Source organism: Nesterenkonia populi, from assembly GCF_007994735.1.
Taxonomy (GTDB): Bacteria; Actinomycetota; Actinomycetes; order Actinomycetales; family Micrococcaceae; genus Nesterenkonia; species Nesterenkonia populi.
On record NZ_VOIL01000001.1, the window covers coordinates 1,674,375 to 1,697,237 of the forward strand.

Below are 22,863 nucleotides of genomic sequence, written 5' to 3' on the forward strand. Positions count from 1 at the left end.
TGTGTAGATTGAGAAGGCGTTCGGACCTACGGAGGAGATGCAGGCGGGTATGGATGGGACGGAACGGGAATACGACTACGACGTCGCGGTCACTTTCGCTGGAGAGGACCGGGTGTTCGTCGAGGCGGTCGTGAGGTCGATAACTGCTGACGGTTTCACGGTGTTCTACGACCAGGACGAGCAGGTCTCGCTCTGGGGTGAAGACCTGACCGAGTTCTTCCCCAAGGTGTATGAAGAGCGCGCCCGATACGCGGTGATGTTTGTCTCGCGCCACTATGCGGCGAAACCGTGGACACGGCTTGAACGGCGCAGTGTCCTCGTCCGTGCTCTGAATCAACCGACCCCCTACCTTCTGCCGGTCCGTCTAGACGCCACCGAGCTCGATGGAGTCAGGTCGACGATCAGCTATCTTGACGGCAACGCCATGGGTCACAGCGGGGTCGCGATGGCGCTTCGTCAGAAGCTGAGCGGTGAGCAGGCTGAGGGCGGGGGCCGATTCAACGGCTATGTCCCACGGAACGAGCACGAAGCCACGATCTTGGTCGGTGAACGTCCGCCAGGGTGGGAGTACCTGCTGTTTTCCTACTCCGTGGTCAGGGGTGTCGAGTGCCTCCATTCCCGCTATCTCGATCATTCCATGGGGTTCGCCCAGCCAGGAGAGGTCATCGCCCCCGACCAGGTCCAAGATGTCATCCAGCGTGAGCTGGCAACGGTTAACGGCATCATCCGCAACTTCGCCACCGTCTTGTCCGAACCCGTCCAGAGGTCAGCCTTCGGTGCACCGGGTGAGCCAGGCGATGTTGATCAGATTCTTCACGTCGCGAGTCGATACGTCGCCGTGTACGAGTCGTTCGTCGATTGGGCAGCCAGGCTGCGCAGCGTGGCCAGCCAGTCCGACGACGTTCACGAGGTCCTTGCGGCCCTGGCCTCATATGCGAACCAGCCGGTCGAGCTGTTACGGAGTTTCGCCTACGAGTTCCGCGACCTAGCCGATCCCATGCACGCCAAGCTGATCGCAGGAGAAGACATCGTTATCGAACTTGCCCTGAAGCTAGAGATCGCACCCGAATCCCTAGACCGATTCGATCGCGCCCTCAAGAAGTTGGAACGGTCACTATGAACCTGATGGATGAAGCGCGTTTTACATGACGGGCTCGAGAGGCTGACACGTCCCGGTTCGCGATGCCGAACCGGGCACCGACAGCCCCATGAGTCCTGGCCGGTTCATTTCAGTGGCTACCGATGGCTCGCGACGCGGCCCGCGGGCGTACCCTTTGGCAGTTTCCACTGGCTGAGTGAAGTCGATGCCACGGTGAGACAACAAGGGAGCCGATGTAAGGACAGTGCCGGTCGTTCGGAGGATGGGTCATGAAAGGGCGTTGCCAGGGACGTAGGCGGTGTTCTCGTGCTCGCTATTGTCTTGAGTGCGCGGGGGTGGGGTGCGGTACTTCCTACTGGGCCGTAGGGCGAGGCCCGACAACCGCGCGGGGGCCGTCCATGTCGAGGGTGACGGCGTACCAGGTGCAGGTTATGAGACGCCGGGGTTGAGATTTGGGCGACACCCCGAGGCATGGTTGCCCGCGGGCAACTTTCTTCGCGCCGTCGCCACCAGATACTCACCCGAATGATCCGCCACGGACCTCCACCAACCGGCTACACTCGTATCAAGCGAACCGCCTGGTTCCCTGTCAACACAAGGGAATCCGCGAGTTTCTGAGACGATCGACGGAGACCGGAAATGAGCCGGATCCGCCAAGGGCTCGCAGGTTCAAATTTTCTGAATCTGGCCAAAAAGTCGTAGGCCATCGGCAACGCCAGGGCGCTTTCTGAACAGTGCAGCGTTCATGTTGCAAGCAATACGAGCGGGCCTTTCATGCTCAACGTGCTTTCTCGGCCCTGCCCCCCACTCCTCTATGCCTCACAGAGGCAGAACGGGTGGCCCGCCGGATCGAGGAAAACCACGAAAGAACCGTCCTCACTCGGCTGATGGGCGTGCCTTGTCGCGCCAGCAGCCTCAGCCAGAGGGACGGACTCCGCGATCGAATCGACGTAAAAGTCCAAGTGGACCTGCTGGGGGACCGGTCCATCAGGCCACTCCGGTGCCCGGTAGTCCTCGACCCGCTGACATGCCAATGCAATGCCGCTGTCCTCTCCCTCGGGAGGCAGTACGTCGACCCAGTCGGGGTACTCCTCTGCGGATCGCGTCTGCCAGCCGAGCAGCTGCGCATAGAACTCGGCCAGGGCCTCCGCATCCGGACAGTCAAGGGCGACCACGTGCTTCTTGGTACGAATCGAGGTGCTGTTCATCCCACGAAGTCTAGGCCTGTGCAGAGTGCGGCGAAAGACCTCTGACCTCTTCACCGTCACGTCTCGCGCGTGGTGCCGCAGCTGATGCCCGGCGTGGGGGAGGGGACGGGTGTTATAGGCCGTGCAGGAAGGGCCGTCACCCCAGAGCGCATCAAAGGTTAACCACCGACCCAGACCAGACTCCTTACCCTTTGCCCGTATGGTGACACCTGAGCCAACCAGATTCTCAGACGTCATACGGAAGGCGGCAGCGCATGGCATTCCCTCTCTGGCTCGCGGACGGCATCGCCCGACTTGCTCAGAAGGCGCCAGGATCCTTACGAGTCTCTTCGGAGACCAACTTCGCTGAGATTCCCGCGGTGACCGAGGATATGAGGATCCCCACCCGGCACGGGGATCTTCACGCCACGGTGTACTCCCCGCCGAACGGTTCAGCGGAGCGCGGCGTGTACCTGAACTTCCACGGAGGCGGGTTCGTGATGCGCCATCCCGAACAGGACGACCCCCTGTGCCGCTACATCGCCGCACACGCGGACGTCACTGTCGTGAACATCGACTACACGCCGGCACCGCAGTCTCGTTTCCCCGGCCCCGTGGAGCAGGCGTACGATGCTGCACTCTGGGCGGCCTCCTCCGACCGGCCATGGGACGGCTCGAGGCTCGTGGTAGGCGGACAGTCCGCGGGCGGGGCACTCGCAGCCGGCGCGTCGCGGCTCGCCCTCGAGGCGAACGGGCCATCGATCTCGCTGCAGGTTCTGATGTATCCGGCGCTCGACCTGACCATTCCCGCACGGCAGAAGAAAACCGCCGGGAAAGAGTCCTTCCTGGTGCCCATGGGGCCGATCTTCGACACCGCCTACTGCCCTGACGTCGCACGGCGCTCAGATCGGCTCGCCTCACCTGCGGCGCCAGCGGACACCGCCTCCCTGGAGGGCATTGCGCCCGCGCTCATCGTGACGGCCCACAAGGACATCCTCCGCGAGGAGGCCATCCGCTACGCGGAGAGGCTGGAGCACGCCGGAGCACTCACTGGACACCTCGACCTGCCGGACTACGGCCACGGCTTCAACATTCTGGGGGCTCCCCGTGACATCGTCGCGGAGATCTATGACCGCATTGTCGAGTGCACGCAAGCTGCCCTCGCGCAGACCTGAGAGCTACCTGGTGGCCAGCTTCCGCGCACGTCTTCGAGCCTTGTCGCTGCTCGGGTCTCGCCCCAGCCTCATTATGGTCAGTAACAGTACATCGGCGCCGCATGATCAGGTGCTCACTGCGTGGTGAAGCGTGCTTTCATGGTCAGCACGGATTCGGGTGGCGCGACACCGCTTTGGGTTGCCGACGAGGTTTCGGGCTCTCCGGCAACTACGTGAAGCGGCAGCGTTCCTGCCCACACAGAATGGTCATCGTTGGGTTCGTCCGGGCTGGAAGCACGATTGTCTTTCACGCTCGCCGTCTCAAGAGGAATGCGCAGCACCATGGTGGCGGCAAGCTCTTTTTGGGTCATCGGGCGGATCTCTCGCTGCCGTTGAGGCATGAGATGCTCGGCAAGCTTCAGCAAGGCAGCCTCTTTCTTCTGGGCCGAGACAACTGATGCTCGCCCATAGATCACCGCTGCCCGGTAACGCATCGAACTGTCGAACAGCGAGCGGGCGTACATGATGCCGTCCAAATGAGTCACGTTCACACAGAATTCCTGACCTTCGGCGACGTCGCGGAAGAACGCGCTCCCGGTGGATCCGTGAATGAGGATCGAATCACCGTCTCGGGCGAAGCCCACCGGCAACGCCATGGGACATCCGTGCCGGACGATGGACAGGTGCGCGACCAATGCTTGATCCAGAACTGCGTACAAGGCCCGGCGGTCGGTCTGCTGATAGTGGGACATGCGGCCCACACGGGTACGTCCATCTTTAGGAAGGGCAGATAACTTTGGCATGACCCCCAGCCTGGACCCCCATCTGGTCCATCACATAGGCCAATTTCCCGCTATCCAGCTAGACCAGTGGAAGAGTAAGGGTTATGACTGTGGACCTTGTGCTCTCGGTAGACCGTGCTGCAAAGCTCAGCCTGCAATCACAACTGGCAGAACAGCTAAGGCGTGCAGTGCTGGAGGGCCGACTGGAAGCAGGGGACCCCATCCCCGCAAGCAGGCCTCTGGCCAAGCATCTGGGGATCTCGCGCGGCACTGTCGTGGCGGCACTGGAGCAGCTGCACGGTGAGGGGTACATCGAGTCTCATCCCGGGAGAGGAAGCGTCGTCGCCCCCATCAGGCACCTCCAATTTTCTGCTCACCCCGCCGGGGGACTACCCGAAGGAAGTCATCTCAAGCGTCGATCCGACAGTGGCGAAGTCTCCGTGGATCTGCGGCCGGGATATCCCTGGACCCGGGACCTCAGCGGCGACTCGGCCTGGAGAGCTGCGTGGCGGACGGCCAGCCGGAATGTCCCCGCTGCCACCGTCCATGAGGACGACCCCGCGGGGGCTCATGCGCTGCGCCGTGCTCTGGCAGAGCACCTGCGCCGAGCCCGAGGGGTCACTGCCGGCCCCGAAGACCTGCACATCACAGCTGGCACTAGCGACGCCCTTCTCCTGCTGGTTCTCGCGCTGAAGCACGAGCATGGACAGGTGTCCGTGGCGGTTGAAGACCCCGGGTATCCCTCGGCACGCCGAACGCTTACAGCCGCCGGCGCTGACCTGCACCCTCTGTCTGTCACCGAGCAGACAAGCATCGACATCGAACTCCTGCCTCAAGCTGTCCAGGCGGTGATGGTGACTCCGAGTCATCAGTACCCGCTTGGCGGGATTATGAGCGTCGGCGACCGGCTCAAGCTGCTGAAATGGGCCCAAGACCATGGTGCTCTGGTGATCGAGGACGACTACGACAGTGAGTTCCGATACGATCGGGCTTCGCTGCCCGCGCTGTCAAGCCTCTCTGAGGAAAATAACGTAGTGACAGTGGGAAGTTTCTCCAAGATACTCAGCCCAGCCCTGCGGATGGGCTACATCTACGCCCCCGGTGCGATGGGAGACAAACTGCTGCGGACCAGACAAGCAGTGGGTCCATCAGTCTCCTACATCCAACAGCACGCTCTGGCCCAGTACATCGATGGAGGTGGGCTATCCCGTCATATCAGCAGGACCCGACGGGAATATCGTCACCGCAGAGATCTCCTTCTCAATCACCTCACCGGCATACCCGGCGTGGAAGTCTCCGCCACCTCCGGCGGGCTTCATGCCATCATCCACACTCCGAGCCCGGCAGATCAGCTCGCCGCATCCCTGCGCAAAGACGGGATCGCCGTGGGACTTCTATCCGACTACGGGTTCGGAGAGCTCTGCGAGGAGGAGAACGCCCTGGTCATCGGATACGGCAACGTGACGAGCCTTCAACTGACACAAGCCCTGGCCCGCATGGATCGAATCCTGCGTTGACCGTTCTTCCACGGCCCTGCCAGTTTTGGTCCTTGGTTCATTCAGCCCGGTACGGGGCCGTAACCTCCGGGTAACAGTGCCTGACTAGCGTCATGGGGCAGGAGGTTCCTATGCCGCTGTATGAATTCCGATGCGCCCGCTGCGGGGTCTTCGACTCCCACCATTCCATGGCTGATGTGCCCCGAGAGCGGGGCTGTCCCCAGTGCGCGGACAGATCTCGCCGCGTCTTCACCGCCGTCGGCCTCACCCGGCTCGGCAGCGCCCAGGCGAAGGCCATCGACCGTGCCCAGAAGTCCGCCTCCGAGCCCGAGGTGGTCACCGGAGCGGCAGGCCGGCCTCGTGCCACGCCTGTCACCAACGATCCGCGTCACCAGAAGCTGCCGCGGCCTTAGCTCACCCGGCGTCCCCGATCCCCATGCAGAACTGAAGAACTGAGAGGAAGTCCCATGCCTGAGGTGCTCTTTCCGCTGGACTCGACCAAGCCGTTCACCGAGCAGGAGAAGACCGGCCACAACCGGTGGCACCCGGATATCCCACCGGTCGCCGCAGTGAAGCCCGGGGACAGCTTCCGCGCTGAGGTCCGGGAGTGGTTCGACGGCGCCATCAAGAACGACGACTCCGCCGAAGACATCCGCGACGCGCCCCTGAAAGGAGTGCACTGCCTCTCCGGGCCCTTCGCCGTGGAAGGCGCACAGCCCGGTGACCTGCTGGTGGTCGACATCCTCGACATCGGACCCATCCCGCAGGAAGAAGGACCGCTCGCCGGACAGGGCTGGGGCTACACCGGCGTCTTCCCCAAGAACAACGGCGGCGGCTTCCTCACCGACCAGTTCCCGGATGCCTACAAAGCGATCTGGGACTTCTCCGGGCAGACCGCCTCCTCCCGTCACATCCCCGGTGTCAGCTACACCGGCATGGTCCACCCCGGCCTGATGGGCACCGCACCGTCACCGGAGCTGCTGGCCACGTGGAACAAGCGCGAGGGCGACCTCATCGCCACCGACCCACAGCGGATCCCGCCGCTGGCCCTGCCCCCGGAGCCGGACCAGGCGATCCTCGGCAACGTTGCCGCCGAGCAGTTCGACCGTGTGGCCGGGGAAGCCGCCCGCACCGCGCCCCCGCGGGAGAACGGCGGCAACCAGGACATCAAGAACCTCACCAAAGGATCCCGGGTGTTCTACCCGGTGTTCGTCGAGGGCGGGCACCTCTCCGTAGGCGACCTGCACTTCTCCCAGGGCGACGGAGAGATCACCTTCTGCGGCGCCATCGAGATGGGCGGCTACATCGACCTGCACGTCGACATCATCAAAGGCGGGATGCAGACCTACGGGGTCTCAGAGAACGCGATCTTCATGCCCGGGCGCACCGACCCCCAGTACTCCGAGTGGCTCGCCTTCTCCGGCACCTCCGTCACCCTGGAGGGCGAGCAGAAGTACCTGGACTCCCAGCTGGCCTACCAGCGGGCCATCCTGCACGCCATCGACTACCTGACCACCTTCGGCTACACCCCCGAGCAGGCCTACCTGCTGCTCGGCGCCGCCCCGATCGAAGGCCGGTTCTCCGGAGTGGTGGACATCCCCAACTCCTGCGCCACGGTCTACATCCCCACCGAAATCTTCGACTTCGACCCGCGGCCCTCCGCCGAGGGACCCACCCAGATCTCCGGGGGAGTGCCGGTCCCCAGAGCAGCCAACCCCGCGCTCTAGGGTTCCACCGGCTTCCCTTCGGTGACCCGACCCAGTGACGGTCGGACCACTACGTCCTGCTGCTGACTGACCACCGTCTCTGCCCACCGCGGTGACGAGCGTGCTGGGTCAGCAATCCCAGTTGTACTCTCGCTCCTCGTCGCTGAGCCAGGCCGTGATGCCGCTCTCAGACTCCCAATAGGCCATGCCGTCGTCATAGATCCTCAGGGTGCCGGCATCATCACCGGGACCAGGTGGTGCGACGGCGATGAGCGGGCCGGCGGACCCCGGACGCGCTGAGGAGGAGTAGGGGCTCTCGTCGAAGTCGTCCTGCTCCTGAGGCAACAGCGGGTAGAAGACCCGTCCATCCTGCAGATGCAGCGTTTCATTGCCGCAGGCATGGTAATACTCCACATCCTCGACGACCTCGGCCGTCTCGATGGGCCCCTCAGGAGACTCTTCGGTCGCGCAGCCCACCATGACGGCACCAAGTGCGATGCCCAGGATCGTCTCTGTCATCCGCCGCTGCACCTGACCAGGCTACCAATCACGGGCTGACACAGGCCCTGGACAGCGACGTGAGACGCAGCCATCAGCGCCCGCCCTGGACAGCCATTTCCCGCGGATTCGCCTAAAGGCCGCTGCCGCTGCCCTCATGCTCGGTGGGCAGGTGCCGGTCCTGCTCGATCGCGAGGTAGCGGTGCATCAGCGCGGCAGGATGATCACCTGATTGCTCACCAGCCATCGCCTCATCCATCGGGCCCGCCAAGGTCAGCGCATACGGAACCGGAGGCAGCAGAGGAGCGTCTGCGTCCGTGCGCAGGTCAATCAGGACGGGCCGGTCTGCGGCGAAAGCTTCGCTGTAAGCCTGCGCCAACTGATCCGGCGAGGTGACCGTGAAGCTCAAAAGACCGTTGAGCTCGGCGTACTGCGCGTAGTCGAACGAGGGAATCTCCTGGCTGTCCGGGAACCGCGGCTCGTTCTCCTTCTCCCGCTGCTCCCAGCTGACCTCGCCGAGGTCCCCGTTGTTCAGCACGACCATCACAAAACGAGGGTCCTGCCACTGCCGCCAGATATGGGCCACCGTGATCAGCTCATTGATGCCGAGCATCTGCATGGCCCCATCGCCGCTCAGAACCACCGCTGGCTGGTCCGATGCGGCATTCTTCGCCGCAATCGCGTAGGGGATGGAGCACCCCATGCTGGCCAAGGTGCTGGAAAGATGCGCCGAGCCCTGTTCGGGAACAGCCATCTGGCGGGCATACCAGTACACGCAGCTGCCCACGTCCACTGCCAGAAGGACATCCTCCGGCAGATGCTGATTCAAAGTGCGCACAGCGGCCTCCGGGTTGACCTGCCGCATGGGCACCTCGGACCGGCGGGCCGCGGCACTCTCCTCCTCTGTGACCAGCCGGCGAACGGTGTCCGCCCACTCGCCCGCTTCCCGTGTCTCCACCAGGGCGCTCAGCGCTTCTACAGAGGCGGCGGCATCTCCTACGACTCCGACATCGATGGGGTACCGGTCACCGAGCTTCGAGGGGTCGTTGTCGATCTGCACGGTCCTGCACGCACCAGGCTGCGGGTAATACTCGGTCCATGGATTGTTGGAGCCGATGATGACAAGCGTGTCGCAGCTCAGGAGAACCTGCGCACTGGCTGTCGTGCCCAAATGCCCCATAGTCCCCGCCGCCAACGGGTGCTTCTCATCGATGTGAGGCTTCCCCAGCAAGCTGGTGGTGACCCCCGCACCGATCTTCTCCGCGAGCTTCAGCACCTGGTCCCCGCAGTCGCGAGCTCCCTGCCCCACCAGGAAGGCAACCCGCTCACCGGAGCTGATCACCTGTGCGGCGTCCTCCAGATCTGAGGCTGCAGGCGTCACCACTGGAGTGCGCCATGCAGGGGTGGTCCGCACATACCCATGCTCATGCGGAATCTCGGGAGCCGGAGCAGCCTGAACATCCTGAGGAATGATCACCACCGCCGGCCCCGAGGAGCTCAACGCGTGGCGGAACGCCTTATCAAGCGCCAACGGGAGCTGCTCCGGGGAAGAGACCTGCAGGGTGAAGCTCGCCACATCCTGGAAAAGAGTGTGCAGGTCGACCTCCTGCTGATCCCCTGACCCCAAGGTGGTCGTGGGCTGCTGCCCAATGATCGCAAGCACCGGGGCGCTGTCCAGCTTGGCGTCATAGAGGCCGTTCAGCAGATGGATCGCGCCCGGCCCCTGAGTCGCTGTCACCACGCCGACCTCCCCGGAGTACTTCGCGTGGCCGACCGCCATGAAAGCGGCAGGCTCCTCATGCCGGGCCGCAGTCAGCTCAAGACGCGGGTCGCTGCCCTGGGAGCGTCTTATCGCCCCCAGCAAGGCGTTGTTGCCGTCTCCCGAGTACCCATAGACGCGCTCAACACCCCATTCGAGCAGTCGAGAAACAACAAAATCGGCGCTATTGGGCTGTCCATGTCGTTCCTGAGCCATGTGCATCTCCTCCTGCTCGTGCGGCGGGTCGTCACTGCCAGATCTATGATCTGCGTCTCAATGTACTCCCACGGCCTGGGACGGCTATGTCTTCGGGTTCTGCCTGGTCGCTTCGCGGGCCTCTCGGGCGGAGGCGACATCATCGACGATGATCACGATGTGGCGGACGCTGGTGATCAGGGAGCCGTAGGTCGGCCACAGGTCACGCGGCAGCTCGTCGTCGTCGGACATGTCCGAGGCGAGCTGGACCAACCGGTCATTGATGGGCTCGACGGGGGCGTCGGGGTCAGCGATGGCCTCCCCGGTGTCCCTGACGATCGCGACCCACCGCTCCCGGAACTTCTCATCCCAGGAGCCCTCGGCGTATGAGGCCTCGCGCAGGGTGCGAGCCAGCAGGCGCAGGTGGGAGATGCCCTCATCAGAGCGACCCAGAATCTCCTCATAGCTGACCTGCTCACCGTGCCGCTCCCGGCGTGCCCGTCGGCTGGCGCGTCCGGGAAGCGGCAGAAAACCACGCGGATTCTGACGGCGGCTCTCCCTGGCGAAGCGGACCACCGACCACGCCGAGCTCAGCTCAGCGCTGATCGACTCGGTCTCCTGGAACCACGAGTCCTCCTTATCCGTCTCCCAAGAGGCGGAGAACTCGTCTGCCATATCAGTGAGCACCTCACCCATGCGCTCGTTGACACGGTCGACGTGGCGAGCGGCCTGCCGGTCTCGCAGAGGAGGGACGATCAGCAGATTCACCGCGATGCCCGCCGCGACGCCGACGCCCACCTCGAAAAGCCGCTCGTCCAGAAGCGGCTCCTGCTCCGAGAAGCCGCTGCCCAGCACGAAAATGGCCGTGGTCGCGATCGCTATTCCCTCATCCTTGATCCACCTGATGCGCGCAGCCGCCACACCGATGAAGAGCGCCAAGGCGAACGTCCACACACTGACACCCAGATAGGAGCCGATCACGAACGAGATAGCCACCCCGATCGCCGAGGCGACAGTGGTCTGCACACCGTGGGAGAACGACCGATGGACCGTGGCGTGAACAGTCAGCAGGGCCGTCCACGGGGCGAGGAACGGCAGCGGGGACTCCAAGACATAGACGGCGAACCACCAGGCGGACGTTCCGGCGATCACTGCCTTGATGATCTGCAGCAGATCGGTGACGAAGTCGGGACGGCTCCGGAGGTCTCGCGCGCGTCGCGCTGCCCCGCGCGCGATCCTGGTGATGCTGGATTGCTTCCCGGATCCCCTCCGGTCCTGCTTAGTCTCCGGTCTTGCTGGCACAGTGGCCATCGGGCCCTCCTTTGAGTCGCTCCGCGACGCGGAACTGCCAGTCTATTGCGCCCGTTCCGGCCGGTAGGATGTGGACAATGACGATGCCCAGGCCCGCACGCGCCGTAAGCGCGCTTCCGGGCACCCGGGGTCCCCTCCTCGAAGGGCTCATCGGATCCCTTCTGCTCCTCCTGGGCTCCTTCGGCGTCGGCTGGCTCATCGCCGTCTCGCCCATCGCCCGCTGGGACTGGGTCATCCGGCTGCGCACCGAATCCGACGGCGTCATCCTCTCCACCGTCCTGCTCACCCTCGGCTGCTGGGTGATGTTCCGCGCCTGGCTGCGGCTCGGCAAAGCCCTGGGCGAGGCCAAGCTCCACACACAGCACGACGACGCCGCCCGTGCCGGCCGGCACGACCTCGGCACAGGGAAAGTCCAATGGCCGCCCGGCGCCCTGAAGACCGTCAACATCGCAGTGGTGCTCTGGAGCCTGCCGCAGCTCATCGCCATCCCGATCTTCTCCCGAGACGTCTTCGCCTACCTCAACCAGGGCAGGCTCGTCCTCGCCGGGCAGGACCCCTACGTCACCGGGGTCTCCGCGCTCGACAACTGGTTCCACCTCGGCACCGACCCTGTCTGGGCCGAAGACGAAACCCCCTACGGCCCCCTGTTCCTCTGGATCGAAGCCGCTGTCATGCGGGTCGCCGGTGACGCCCCGGATCTGGCCATCTTCCTGTTCCGCCTGGCCTGCGCCGGCGGCGTCGTGCTCATCATGATCTTCCTGCCCAAGCTCGCCGCCCTCCACGGGGTCGACGGCGCCAGGGCCCAGTGGATCGCTGTGGCGAACCCGCTGCTGATCATCAGCTTCATCTCCAGTGCTCACAACGACGCACTGATGGTCGGCTTCGCCATGGCCGGCATCTGGTACGCCGCTCACGGCCGAGGCGTCCTCGCCACCGTGCTGATCGTGCTGTCCATCGGGATGAAGCCCATCACTCTGGTGCTGCTGCCGTTCATCGGGCTGCTGTGGGCCGGCCCCGGCTCGGACTGGATGCGGAAGCTTCGGTACTGGGTCGCCACCGCAGGGATCGCCGGGGCGCTGCTGCTGGGCATCGGCCTGGCGCAGGGCTACGGCTTCGGCTGGGTCGAGGTGATGGCCGGCACCGGCACCGGCAGCGTCTTCTGGTCACCCGTCGGAATTCTCGACGGGGTGCTCTCCGGCCTGCTGAGCAACCTGGGGCTGACCCACTACTGGACCTTGGACACGCTGCAGCTCATCGGACGCCTCGGCAGCGTCGCGGTGGTGCTGTGGCTGATGTTCCGCGGCAGCGACCAAAAGATCACCCAGCGGATGATGTGGGCGTTCACCGCCCTGGTGGTGCTCTCACCGATCATCCAGCCCTGGTACCTGCTGTGGCTGCTGCCGCTGTTCGCGATGACCGGGATCCGTCCCAACTGGCAGCTGAAGTGGGTGGTCTTCACCGTCGCGTTCTTCCTGACCTTCGGCGCTGCGGACCAGCTCTCCATCTACCAGTTCCTCGAGCTCGACCAGCAGATGGAGCTGCTCTCCCTCGCCATCTCCTACGTCTGCCTGGCCCTGATGGCCCTCATCGACCCGGGCACCCGCTGGCTGGTGATGAGCGGATGGCGGCGCCGCCGGACCCCGGCCGCTCAGACCAGCGCCGAACAGCCGGCGGACGCGGACGAGCAGCTCACACCGGCTGCTCATGCTGACAGTGGCCCGGCAGCGGCGGGACGGGAGCCCGAGTCCAGTGCCTGAGGGCCGCTTCTACCCCAAGACAGGCCCGGTCTCGACGCGGCCCGAGCCGGAGGCGCCAGCAGGCTTCCGGATCACCCGGGCCGCCAACGCCGCACGGCGCTGGCTGAGCGGCTTCGTCCTCACCAGGTGGCTCATCGGCGGACCGGAGGGGCAGGCCTCCCACACGATGCGGCAAGGTCTGCTGGCCGCCCTGATGATCATGGTCGGCTCCTGGGGCGCCGGCTGGATCCCGCTGCACGCCGCAGTCGCCGTCCACCCGGCGGTGCTGCCGCTGCGCACCACCGACGCCGGGGCGGTCACCTCCGCGATCCTGCTGGTGGTGGGCGCGCTGCTGCTGATGCGATCCTGGCTGCGGCTGATCCAGCGCGTCGATGTCCGCAGTCCCGGGGCGGTCGCGGCAATGAGACGGGCCCTGATCATGTGGGGGACTCCGATGCTGCTCTGCCTGCCGATCTTCTCCCGGGACGTCTACTCGTACATGGCGCAGGGCCGCGTGCTCCACGCCGGGCTGAACCCCTACGAGTCCGGGGTCTCAGAACTGCCGGGATGGTTCGCCGAAGGCGCGGACGGGCTCTGGGCAGAATCGCCCTCCCCCTACGGGCCGCTGTTCCTTCTGATCGCCCAGACCGTCTGGTTCGCCACCGGCGGCAGCCCCGAGCTGGGGATTCTCGCCTTCCGGGCCCTGGCCGTCCTCGGCGTGGTCCTGATGGTCATCTACATTCCTCGCCTGGCGGCGGCGTTCGGCGCCCGGCCGGCCTGGGCCGTCTGGCTCTGCGTGCTGAACCCGCTGAGCCTCATCGTCTTCCTCCCCGCCGCCCACAACGACCCGCTGATGATCGGGCTCATGCTCGCCGGAGCCTGGTACTCGCTGAAGCGCAAGCGCCTCGCCGCCGTCCTGCTGGTCACCGCGGCCGTGGCCGTGAAGCCCATCGCGATGGTGGTGCTTCCCTTTGTGATCCTGCTGGCCCTGCCCGATACGCGCAGCTACCTGCTTCGGGTCCGCGAGTGGGCCTTCGCCGGAAGCCTGGCCGGTGCGCTGCTGGTGGCCGGGGGACTGGCGCTCGGCGTGGGGCTCGGCTGGTTCACCGCGGCGCTGTCCGCCGGAGCCGCCGTGCTGCAGGGCGCACCAGTGGGACTGCTCGGCATCGGCATCGGCGAGCTCGCGGCCCTGGTCAGCGGCCTTGACGCCGACGCGGTCGCAGTGACCGTCTACGACGTTGCCCGCATCCTCTCTGCCGTCGCCCTGGCCGCCATGCTGCTGAAGCCCCGGCTGGGCAACCCGGTGCTGTGGTCGGCCTACGGGCTGACCGTCGTCGTCCTGGCCTCCTCGGTGATCCAGCCCTGGTACGTGCTGTGGATCCTGCCGCTCTACGCCGTGGTGCACGCCTACCGGGGCCGGGTGATGACCAGCATCATTGTGCTGATCACGGCGATGGTGCTGCTGTCGATGGTCGGTCAGCTCTCCGTGCCGCAGTGGATCGACCAGTGGGTGGTCCGGGGCATCGCCGCCGGGGTCGCCGCCCTGTACCTGATCTACCTGGCGGTGTTCGACCCCTCCACCTCCCGCATGTTCACCCTCCGGGACCGCTCCGAGCGGTGGAATGCCGCTGACGGGTGGCTGAGGCTGAGAGAATTGTCGACGCCCGACGCCTCCTGGCGGGCCGCTGAACTCTCCCAGGAGGACTCTGAGCAGAAAGCCGGTACGTGAATCTGAGATCGAAGCTGCTGTGGACGCTGCTGGCGGCCACGGTCCTGGGGGCGGCCCTCTCCGTTCTTGCCGTGCAGTGGTGCCGAATGAACGGGTGGACGGACCCGGACCAGCACCTGGCGATGTGCTATTCGGACTTCTCGCTGCTCTACGGCGAACGCGGCCTGGCCGACGGGCTGTTCCCGTTCGTGGACGACGTCCCCCCGGACCAGGTCATGGAGTACCCAGTGCTGATCGCGCTGGTCGCAGGGGCCATGGCCGCCGCGGTGGATCTGATCCTGCCGGGCGCCGGAGCCACGGCGGAGCGCACCCTGGCCTTCTACGACCTCAACCACCTGGCGGCCATCCTCGGCTGGATCGGGGTGGTCATCATCACCGCCCTGTCCACGGCCCGGAAGCGTCGAAAGGACGCGCTGATGGTTGCGCTGGCGCCGGGGATCATCCTGACCCTGTCGATCAACTGGGACATGTGGGCTGTCTTCCTGGGCTCCTTCGGCCTGCTGCTGTGGGGGCGGTCCCGTCCCGGCTGGGCCGGGGTGCTGCTGGGGCTGGGCGCGGCGATGAAGCTCTACCCCCTCTTCTTCCTCGGCGCGATCCTGGTGCTGGCGGTGCGCGCCGGGCGGATCCGCGACGTCGTGACCGTGCTGATCACCGGTGCGGCCACCTGGCTGGCGGTGAACCTGCCGTTCATGCTCATCCAGTTCGACCAGTGGGCGACCTTCTACCGGTTCTCCTCGGAGAGGGAGGTCAGCTTCTCCTCGATGTGGCTGGCGTTCACCTGGCTTCCCCTGAACGGTGAGGGGTTCAGCCTGCTGTCCAACGGGCTGTTCCTGCTGTGCTGCCTCGCCATCGCCTGGCTGGGCTGGTCCGCGCCCCAGCGCCCGCGGATGGCCCAGCTGTGCTTCCTGATCGTCGCCAGCTTCATCCTGCTGGGCAAGGTCTACTCCCCGCAGTTCGTGATGTGGCTGATCCCGCTGTTCGTCCTGGCGCTGCCGCGGGTGCGCCTGTTCATCATCTGGATGGCCATTGAGGCGTTCCACTGGGCGGCGGTGTGGCTGCTGAGCGCGAAGATCACCTCCGGCGGCGAGTTCGGCGGCGGCCACCACCTCATCGAGGCTGCCTACGGGATCGGGATCGTGGGGCATATGGCCGCGGTCATCTGGATCATGGCACTGGTGGTCAGGGACATCCTCAAGCCTGAGCACGACGTCGTACGGGCAGCCCACGGCGGGGAGGACCCCCTGGCGGGCACAGTCGCCGGCCGGGACAGCGTCTTCACCCTTCCCGGGCGCGGTGAGCCGGCGCGGCTGAAGCTTCAGTGGTGAGGGGGAGCGCCGATGCTTGAGATGCTCAGCGTGATCGCTCCGATGTTCCTGGTCATCGTGGTGGGCTTCGCCTCCGGGTTCGTGCGCCGCTTCCGGCAGGCGGGCCCGCATCTGAACGCGTTCGTCTTCTACTTCGCGCTGCCCACGTTCGTCTATACGGCGATGGTCACCGCCCCGCCGGTTCCGGAGTACCCGGTGATGGCGATGCTCATCCCTGTGATCGTCACCCCGGTGCTCTCCGTGATCATCTACGTGCTGGCCCAGTGGATGACTCGTTCCCAGGTTCCGGCCGGTGCGGCGCCGGACGCAATGGCCGCCCCCACCTCCCTTTCGGCGACTTTCGGCAATGTGGGCTACTTCGGCATCCCGATCAGCATCGGGGTGCTCGGGCCGGAGGCGGGTCTGGTGGCCGGCATCGTGCATACCCTGCACAACATCCTGTATATGAACGGCTACCCGCTGGTGCGCACCACGGTGAACACCCTGCGCGCATCCGACGGCGAGCTGGGCAGCCTGGGGGAGCTGTGGCGGCGGGTGGTCTGGCCCATCCTGAAGCGGGCAGTGCTGCTGAACCCGGTGATGCTGTTCATCGCCCTGGCGCTGATCATCGTCTTCACGCCGCTGCAGATGCCGTCGCTGTTCGACGAGCCGGTCGCGATGCTGGGGGAGACGGCGGTGCCGCTGGCGCTGTTCTGCGTGGGCCTGGCCCTGCACCCGGCGCTGGAGGGCGTCCGCAGCGGTGGAGTGCCCAAGGCCCCGATTGCCGTGGCCACTCTGGTGAAGCTCATCGCCCTTCCGGCGGCGACCTGGCTGGCGATCCTTCCGTTCTACGATTCCATCGGGCCCATCTGGGCAGGCGTGCTCATCATCATCGCCGCCACCCCCTCCTCCACCACGGTGTTCCTGTTCTCTGAGGAGTACGACGGCGACGGCCGACTGGCTGCGGCGATCCTCGTCGCGTCTACGGCGCTGAGTCTGATCACTTTGCCCTTGATCGCTGAGTTCATGCTGATCTAGGTGTACTGACCGGGGACGTTGGTTAAGTCGGTGTGATCCGCTGATCTGAACACTGGCGCGAGGAGAGCCTCCTGCGGTGGAGTGGAACTGCCTAGGTATCCGCTCACGCACAGGAGGCTCCCATGTCCCACGCTAACGCTGCTCTGACCCCGCGTCACCGTCTGAAGGTCGCTCAACTGGTCATCGATCAAGGTGTTCCGATCTCCGAAGTCGCGGCCCGATTCCAATGCGCGTGGCCTACCGTTAAGCGATGGGCGGCCCGGTACGCAGCCGGGGAACCAATGACTGATCGCTCCAGCCGTCCACACCGGATGCCTTCAAAGACGCCTCCGGTAGTGATGAAGCGGATCGTGTCGCTGCGGCTTCGCAAACGCCTCGGCCCGGTCCAGCTTGCCGCCGCGACCGGGGTCGCTGCATCGACTGCTCACCGGGTGTTGACTCGGTGCGGGCTGCCCAGGCTCTCCCACGTGGACCGTGCCACCGGTGAGCCCGTGCGCCGCTACGAACACGTTGCTCCTGGGGACCTGCTGCACGTCGATGTCAAGAAGCTCGGCAACATCCCTGACGGTGGTGGCTGGCGCTTCGTGGGTCGTTCCCAAGGCAACAGGAATCGGGCAACGACGCCCGGGAAGCCGAAGAACGAGTATCGCAACCCGAAGATGGGGTATGCCTTCGTGCATACGGTGATCGATGATCACTCTCGTGTGGCCTATGCAGAGGTCCACGACGAGGAGACTGCTGCGACGGCCGTTGAAGTGCTTACCCGGGCTGTGGAGTGGTTTGCCGACCGCGGGATCATCACCCGCCGGGTGCTATCGGACAACGGCTCGGCCTATGTCTCACGCTTGTGGTCAGAGACATGCGTCCAGCTCGGGATCAGGCATCGCCGGACTCGACCTCGCAGGCCACAGACCAACGGAAAGATCGAGCGAGGGGCTGCGGTTGAAGAGGCAGACGGTGAGCAGACCAGCAGGAGCATTAAAGTCCTGCAGCCCGAGGGTGCTCAGGAAGAGCCGTAACGTGCTTCTGAAGCCACGGTGAACATCCGCGCGTCTCCTCGGCAGTCCTCGGATATCGAACTGTTCTCTGGGAGGGCGTCGTCGGCTATCGCTTCGTCCAAGGTATGACGTGGTCCTCCTCCGCCCAGATCAATAGGGTCCCCGTTCTGATACCTCGTGTCGTTGTATTCGAGCGCATCGCCGTCGAGGAGTTGGACCTCCTCATCAGGGAACAGCGGTAAGTAATAGGACAGTTCGGGGTCGTCTGGGTGTCTTTGAGCCTTCACGTAGGCGCAACCGTCCTCAAGGTGGAACTCGCCCTGCAACAGGGACATATCTCCGGCCCCGGGCTGAGTGGGCTCATAGGTCGCCAAGGGGCTATCGGCCTCATCCGTGCAGGACACGAAGAACGATCCGGCCATCGTTAGCGGGATTAAGAGGAGGAAACTGCGTCGCACGGGTTCAGCAGTCTCCCTGCTGAGTGTCAGGGCAGCTTTGGTGGGGTAGAAGACGAAGTGCTGCAGTTTCTGAGGTGCGGGGCTTGCCCATGTGCGGTCCTGACGTAGCGAGTGAACTGTGCGGCACCCTAGTGTGCGTTTCAGGAGAGTCTCAAGGGTCTGGCAGGTACTGATTCACCGGTCCTCGGCTCTCGCGCCTGAACGCTGTTCCAGGACCAGTGCGCTTCGAGGTACACCCTGAAAAGGGTTTACCTCGATACTGAAGGCCCCACCTCGCTGCGGCAAAGATCTTCTGACTGTGCAGGCAGCCACCGGGGGATACGCTGGCCGGGCGTCACGGCACCCCAGGGGAGGTTTAGCATGTCACTTATCAGCAGCGCCGCAGGTATGAAGAAGCAGTTCACCGCCACCGGGTACGTGGTCAATCCTGATCGCACGCGAATGCTCATGATCTTCCACAAGGGCCTCCAACGCTGGCTGCCACCGGGTGGGCACGTAGACCCGGACGAGTTCCCCAGCGACACGGTCACCCGAGAGATTCTCGAGGAGACAGGGGTGAACGCTCACCACATTGGAACCGGAGCAATGGACCTGGCCCTGACCGCGAATGACGAGGCGCAGCTGCCCACACCGTTTGCGATGGCGGCTCAGCTCATCCCTGAATCTCACAAGGACATCGAGCACATCCACATGGACATGATGTACCTGCTGGAAGCCGAGGACTCAGACCCGATCAGCGCTCGGATCAGCGAGGTTGATGCCGCGCGATGGTTCAACCGGACCAGCATCATCAACGAACTGACAACGACCGACAGTGTCCGCAGCTTCGTCAGGAACACCCTCGAGGAGACCTGAGAACTTTCGACTGGTCAGGTCAGTGCCACGGTGAGCACTGAGATCGGGGAGTCTCGCTTCCTCAGGGGCGCAGAAGCCAGTCAGTGACTAGTCGGCATTCCCATCGTCGCCGATCTGTGGCATCTGCATGTTATGCCTGAGGTCTCTGCCTCACTGGCGGACCGATCACAACTTTTCGAAGAACTAAGCCTCGTCGCGAGTCGGCCGACCCTTGTATTGCAGTGCCGGTACATGATTTGTACCGTGATGGCAGTACATAACCGATAGGTCAACCAAACTTCGTTCGAGGAGACACTCGTGCTTCCCATTGCTATCTACCTTGCTCTGGCCCCGCTGCTGGTGGCGGCTGTGATCGTTGCCTGCCTGTGGCTACCCGGCCCGCGGAAGGGGCTGCCTCAGGTTCAGCGCTTGGTACGCGGGTCTCGACCCGACAGTGCGGTGCTGCTGGTGCTGGGAACCAGTGCGGCCCTGATGATCGTGCACTACTTCGCTGATGGTCTTCTGCCTCGCTGGGCTTGGGCTGACCCGCTGAGGGAGGAATATCGTTGGTGGACACACGCGGAGATGCTGCTCGGTGCCAGTGTGATTCTTGTCTGTGTACTTGTGCTCCTGCGCGTGTTCAGGTATTCACCTGAGGCTCGGGTGGCCCCGTCTCGCCCGCGAACGTTGCGCTCCTTCGCCAGCAAGGGTCAGATATCGCTTCTTGTCGCAACAACTGTGGCGATATTGGGGCTCGTTGCGTTTGCGGGGGCGGCGTCCAGCCCGAATTCCGAGGGGATCTATCGCTGGTTGACCATCGATCCCGGGGGTGAGACCTCGGCTGCGACAGTCTTCTTCGGCTGGGCCTACGGGATCCCCGTGGCCGGCGCAGCCCTGCTGCTGGTGGCACTGGTGCTCGCAGCACTGCACGTCAACGCCGCGCGACCATTCTTCCAAGCGCAGACGGTGTCTGAGGAGGAAGTCTCGCGCTCAACGCTCTCCACTCTGACCCTGTGGTTCTCAACCGGCGTCATCCTCGCCACCCTGGCCCGGGCACTGAGTGAAGTAGCGTCGTCCGGCGGCAGCCTGGCCATGCAGGAACTCGGACTCACCTGGGAGTCCAGTCTCGCGGCCCTCTCTACACCGCTGACCTGGGCCTCCTACGCATCGGAGACGGTCGCGTATGTGCTGCTGCTGCTCGTCGTCACGGTCGCACTGAGGCCGCGGAACAGTGCAGCTGTGGCCGACCGGGGTTTTGCACATGGCCAGAGGCTCGGTAGTCGTGGCTGAGTACACCTCCGCCCAGATCGCGGATCACTACCGGGGCCTGATTCTTTCCGGGCGGTTGGGTGCCGGAGACCGGCTCCCTTCGGTTCGGCAGACTGCCCGTGATCTGGGGGTCGCCCCCAGCACTGCGGCCAAGGCCTACCGAACCTTGGAATCGGAAGGGATCATCGTGACCCGCGGAGCCTCTGGGACGCGGGTCGCTGAACAGCCAGCGGTCCTGCCTGGTGAGCTGCTCGGTCATCTGCGCGCCGCCGTCGCTTGCGCAAAGGATACCGACATCAGCACCGAAGACCTGCTCAACGCAGTGCGAGCAATCTGGTGACCAGAGGTGTGCCATTCGATGCGGTGCAACAGATCACCCTCGTCGGGGTAGGGCAGGTCATACTGATGCTGGACGCCGCGTTTGACTTACCCCGCCGCCAAGACGCGCATCGCCCCGCAAGTTGGTCAGTGTCCGAGGGGTCGATGCGAAAGGTTCGGATGATCAGGCCAGCATCGGTTCTCGACGGTCACGCACCCACTCTTCAACATCATCCGGCACGTACCGCACGGTCGAGGTTCCGTACTTCACGGGTGCTGGGACCCGGCCAGCGGAGTTCCAGTTGCGCAGTGTTCCCTCGGCGACACCGAGGTGTTCCGCAACTTCGCGTCGGGTCATCAGCCGGGGGAGATCGTCCTTGGTGAGCATCTTGTGAGCCATACCCTGACTGTGTCCGGCGGTGACTGTGCCCTTCTCGTGAAAAACGGGTGCGACCGTTTTACGACCACTTTTGGGCGTGACGGCGCTCAGCAGGCGGTTACCGTCAGTGACGGTCTAAGGCGGTCGGATGCCCGGAAGCTCGCGGCAAACGACCGTTATGGCGGGCAACGGTGCGGGTCCATGTTCCTCTTCTCCGAGGAGTACGACGGCGATGGGCGCCTCGCAGCGGCCATCCTCGTGGCCTCCACGGCCCTGAGCCTCATCACTCTGCCGCTGATCGCCGAGCTGCTGCTGGTGTAGTTTTCCTGCTGTTCACCTTCGAAGGATGGGATGGAGGCCATGTCCGAGCAGTCTGAGCAGGAGCGCACACCAGCCCAGCGGGGGAGTGCGCTGGAGGTCTTCCTCATCTTCCTGCGTCTGGGCGCCACCAGCTTCGGAGGGCCCGTCGCCCACTTGGCCTACTTCCGTGAGGCATTCGTGGAGCGGCGGAAATGGCTCACCGACAAGGCCTACACGGACCTCGTGGCATTCTGTCAGTTCCTGCCCGGCCCCGCCTCCTCCCAGGTGGGAATGGCCCTCGGCCTCCACCGGGCCGGGGCAGGCGGAATGCTCGCCGCCTGGATCGCCTTCACCCTTCCCTCCGCGGTGCTGATGGTCGCCTTCGCCTACGGAGTCACCGCCGCCGGAGACCTCGCCGAAGCCGGATGGGTCCAAGGGCTGAAGGCGGCCGCGGTCGCCGTCGTCGCGCACGCGGTGCTCGGCATGGCGAAGACCATGACCCCGGATGCGCCGCGGGCCACCCTCGCCGCACTGGCCGCCGGCGCGGTGCTGCTGGCGCCCCACCCGCTGGTCCTGGTGGCAGCGATCGCCGCGGCAGGGCTCATCGGCTTCCTCTGGCTGCAGCCGGAGGAGCAGGCCCGCAGCACCGAGGACGCGTTCCACGTCCGCCTGCCGCGCTGGGCCTCCTGGAGCGCGATCGCCGGGTTCCTCCTCCTGCTGGGAGGCCTGCCGCTGCTCGTCTGGTCCGGGGCGGCCGGCCCCGCAGAGGTGGCCGACACCTTCTACCGGGCAGGCGCCCTGGTCTTCGGCGGCGGGCATGTGGTCCTGCCGCTGCTGCAGGCCGAGACCGTAGAGACCGGCGTCGTCGACCCCGATGTCTTCCTCGCCGGCTACGGGGCTGCCCAGGCTATGCCCGGCCCGCTCTTCGCCTTCGCCGGGTTCCTCGGCGCTGCACCCGGTGATGCGGGCGCACACGGACTGCTCGGTGCGGTCATCGCGCTGATCGCGATCTTCCTGCCCGGTGCGCTGCTGATCATCGGCTGCCTGCACTACTGGGAGAGGCTGCGCTTCAGCCGGACCGCTCAGAGGGTGCTGATGGGCTTCAACGCCGGCGTCGTCGGGATCCTCGGAGCGGCCCTCTATGATCCGGTGTTCACGGCCGGAGTGCTGGACGTCGGCACCCGGGGGCTTGTCATCGCGGTGCTCGCCTTCGTGGCGCTGCGCAGCTGGAAGGCCCCGGCCTGGGCGGTGGTCCTCGCGGCCGGGCTGGCCGGCTGGGCCATGCTGTGAACGTCCAGGCCGCGGACCTGCAT

20 protein-coding genes and 1 pseudogene are annotated in these 22,863 nt (G+C 65.1%); 14 read left to right on the plus strand and 7 right to left on the minus strand.

Annotation, left to right across the window (positions count from 1 at the left end):
* Positions 1-49 precede the first annotated feature (49 nt).
* A complete protein-coding gene (locus FWJ47_RS07700; RefSeq protein WP_170228527.1) occupies positions 50-1,120 on the plus strand; it encodes a TIR domain-containing protein in 1,071 nt (356 codons plus the stop codon).
* A gap of 791 nt (positions 1,121-1,911) precedes the next feature.
* Here the strand turns inward: FWJ47_RS07700 and FWJ47_RS07705 are convergent.
* Entirely contained in the window at positions 1,912-2,307 is a 396-nt protein-coding gene (locus FWJ47_RS07705; protein WP_147106419.1) for a VOC family protein, read from the minus strand.
* Positions 2,308-2,561: 254 nt separating this feature from the next.
* Between FWJ47_RS07705 and FWJ47_RS07710 the strand changes: the two genes are divergently transcribed.
* A complete protein-coding gene (locus FWJ47_RS07710) occupies positions 2,562-3,461 on the plus strand; it encodes an alpha/beta hydrolase fold domain-containing protein (protein ID WP_147106422.1) in 900 nt (299 codons plus the stop codon).
* Positions 3,462-3,574: 113 nt separating this feature from the next.
* On the opposite strand, the gene FWJ47_RS07715 is transcribed toward FWJ47_RS07710, so the two are convergent.
* Positions 3,575-4,192 carry a pyridoxamine 5'-phosphate oxidase family protein gene (locus FWJ47_RS07715; protein WP_170228528.1) on the minus strand — a complete coding sequence of 206 codons (618 nt, stop codon included), beginning with the start codon at positions 4,190-4,192 and terminating at the stop codon, positions 3,575-3,577.
* A 134-nt stretch (positions 4,193-4,326) separates the two neighbouring features.
* Here FWJ47_RS07715 and pdxR point away from each other — a divergent pair, with 134 nt between their 5' ends.
* The 3 genes from pdxR (at position 4,327) to fmdA (ending at position 7,445) form a co-directional block, all read left to right on the plus strand.
* Entirely contained in the window at positions 4,327-5,739 is a 1,413-nt protein-coding gene (gene pdxR / locus FWJ47_RS07720) for a MocR-like pyridoxine biosynthesis transcription factor PdxR (protein WP_147106427.1), read from the plus strand.
* Positions 5,740-5,849: 110 nt separating this feature from the next.
* Positions 5,850-6,131, plus strand: coding sequence for an FmdB family zinc ribbon protein (locus FWJ47_RS07725; RefSeq protein WP_147106430.1), 282 nt, complete (start codon positions 5,850-5,852; stop codon positions 6,129-6,131).
* 54 nt (positions 6,132-6,185) lie between these two features.
* The gene (gene fmdA, locus FWJ47_RS07730) at positions 6,186-7,445 is read left to right on the plus strand and encodes a formamidase (RefSeq protein WP_147106433.1); all 1,260 of its coding nucleotides are present in this window, start codon (positions 6,186-6,188) and stop codon (positions 7,443-7,445) included.
* A gap of 108 nt (positions 7,446-7,553) precedes the next feature.
* Here the strand turns inward: fmdA and FWJ47_RS07735 are convergent, their stop codons facing one another.
* From FWJ47_RS07735 to FWJ47_RS07745, 3 genes are all read right to left on the minus strand, one after another.
* Entirely contained in the window at positions 7,554-7,943 is a 390-nt protein-coding gene (locus FWJ47_RS07735) for a hypothetical protein (RefSeq protein ID WP_147106436.1), read from the minus strand.
* Between the two features lie 112 nt (positions 7,944-8,055).
* Positions 8,056-9,897 carry a thiamine pyrophosphate-requiring protein gene (locus FWJ47_RS07740; protein WP_147106438.1) on the minus strand — a complete coding sequence of 614 codons (1,842 nt, stop codon included), beginning with the start codon at positions 9,895-9,897 and terminating at the stop codon, positions 8,056-8,058.
* Between the two features lie 84 nt (positions 9,898-9,981).
* The gene (locus tag FWJ47_RS07745) at positions 9,982-11,187 is read right to left on the minus strand and encodes an FUSC family protein (protein WP_147106441.1); all 1,206 of its coding nucleotides are present in this window, start codon (positions 11,185-11,187) and stop codon (positions 9,982-9,984) included.
* A 77-nt stretch (positions 11,188-11,264) separates the two neighbouring features.
* Between FWJ47_RS07745 and mptB (FWJ47_RS07750) the strand changes: the two genes are divergently transcribed.
* The 5 genes and pseudogenes from mptB (FWJ47_RS07750) to FWJ47_RS07770 all read left to right on the plus strand — a co-directional run.
* On the plus strand, positions 11,265-12,944 hold the full coding sequence (gene mptB, locus FWJ47_RS07750; RefSeq protein WP_246126210.1) for a polyprenol phosphomannose-dependent alpha 1,6 mannosyltransferase MptB: 1,680 nt from the start codon (positions 11,265-11,267) through the stop codon (positions 12,942-12,944).
* Positions 12,937-14,652 carry a polyprenol phosphomannose-dependent alpha 1,6 mannosyltransferase MptB gene (mptB, locus tag FWJ47_RS07755; RefSeq protein ID WP_147106444.1) on the plus strand — a complete coding sequence of 572 codons (1,716 nt, stop codon included), beginning with the start codon at positions 12,937-12,939 and terminating at the stop codon, positions 14,650-14,652. The genes mptB (FWJ47_RS07750) and mptB (FWJ47_RS07755) overlap by 8 nt, the downstream gene beginning before the upstream one ends.
* Positions 14,649-15,977: a glycosyltransferase family 87 protein gene (locus FWJ47_RS07760; protein ID WP_246126211.1), complete on the plus strand. Its 1,329-nt coding sequence runs from the start codon at positions 14,649-14,651 to the stop codon at positions 15,975-15,977. The genes mptB (FWJ47_RS07755) and FWJ47_RS07760 overlap by 4 nt, the downstream gene beginning before the upstream one ends.
* Positions 15,978-15,989: 12 nt before the next feature.
* Positions 15,990-16,994 carry an AEC family transporter gene (locus tag FWJ47_RS07765; RefSeq protein ID WP_147106448.1) on the plus strand — a complete coding sequence of 335 codons (1,005 nt, stop codon included), beginning with the start codon at positions 15,990-15,992 and terminating at the stop codon, positions 16,992-16,994.
* Positions 16,995-17,116: 122 nt separating this feature from the next.
* Positions 17,117-17,926, plus strand: a pseudogene (locus tag FWJ47_RS07770) (IS481 family transposase); the annotation flags it as partial.
* A 71-nt stretch (positions 17,927-17,997) separates the two neighbouring features.
* Here the strand turns inward: FWJ47_RS07770 and FWJ47_RS07775 are convergent.
* Complete coding sequence (locus FWJ47_RS07775) at positions 17,998-18,414, minus strand: hypothetical protein (protein ID WP_147106451.1); 417 nt, start codon at positions 18,412-18,414, stop codon at positions 17,998-18,000.
* A gap of 396 nt (positions 18,415-18,810) precedes the next feature.
* On the opposite strand from FWJ47_RS07775, the gene FWJ47_RS07780 reads away from it, so the two are divergent.
* The 3 genes from FWJ47_RS07780 (at position 18,811) to FWJ47_RS07790 (ending at position 20,893) form a co-directional block, all read left to right on the plus strand.
* Positions 18,811-19,305 carry an NUDIX hydrolase gene (locus tag FWJ47_RS07780; RefSeq protein WP_147106454.1) on the plus strand — a complete coding sequence of 165 codons (495 nt, stop codon included), beginning with the start codon at positions 18,811-18,813 and terminating at the stop codon, positions 19,303-19,305.
* Positions 19,306-20,094: 789 nt separating this feature from the next.
* Positions 20,095-20,574 (plus strand): hypothetical protein, encoded by a 480-nt coding sequence (locus FWJ47_RS07785; RefSeq protein ID WP_147106457.1) that lies wholly within the window; start codon positions 20,095-20,097, stop codon positions 20,572-20,574.
* Positions 20,567-20,893 (plus strand): GntR family transcriptional regulator, encoded by a 327-nt coding sequence (locus tag FWJ47_RS07790; protein ID WP_246126212.1) that lies wholly within the window; start codon positions 20,567-20,569, stop codon positions 20,891-20,893. Before FWJ47_RS07785 ends, FWJ47_RS07790 begins: the two co-directional genes overlap by 8 nt.
* A gap of 162 nt (positions 20,894-21,055) precedes the next feature.
* Here FWJ47_RS07790 and FWJ47_RS07795 read toward each other — a convergent pair whose 3' ends face one another.
* Complete coding sequence (locus FWJ47_RS07795; protein ID WP_147106463.1) at positions 21,056-21,271, minus strand: helix-turn-helix transcriptional regulator; 216 nt, start codon at positions 21,269-21,271, stop codon at positions 21,056-21,058.
* 339 nt (positions 21,272-21,610) lie between these two features.
* Between FWJ47_RS07795 and chrA the strand changes: the two genes are divergently transcribed.
* On the plus strand, positions 21,611-22,840 hold the full coding sequence (chrA, locus tag FWJ47_RS07800; RefSeq protein ID WP_147106468.1) for a chromate efflux transporter: 1,230 nt from the start codon (positions 21,611-21,613) through the stop codon (positions 22,838-22,840).
* The last annotated feature ends 23 nt before the right edge of the window (positions 22,841-22,863 follow it).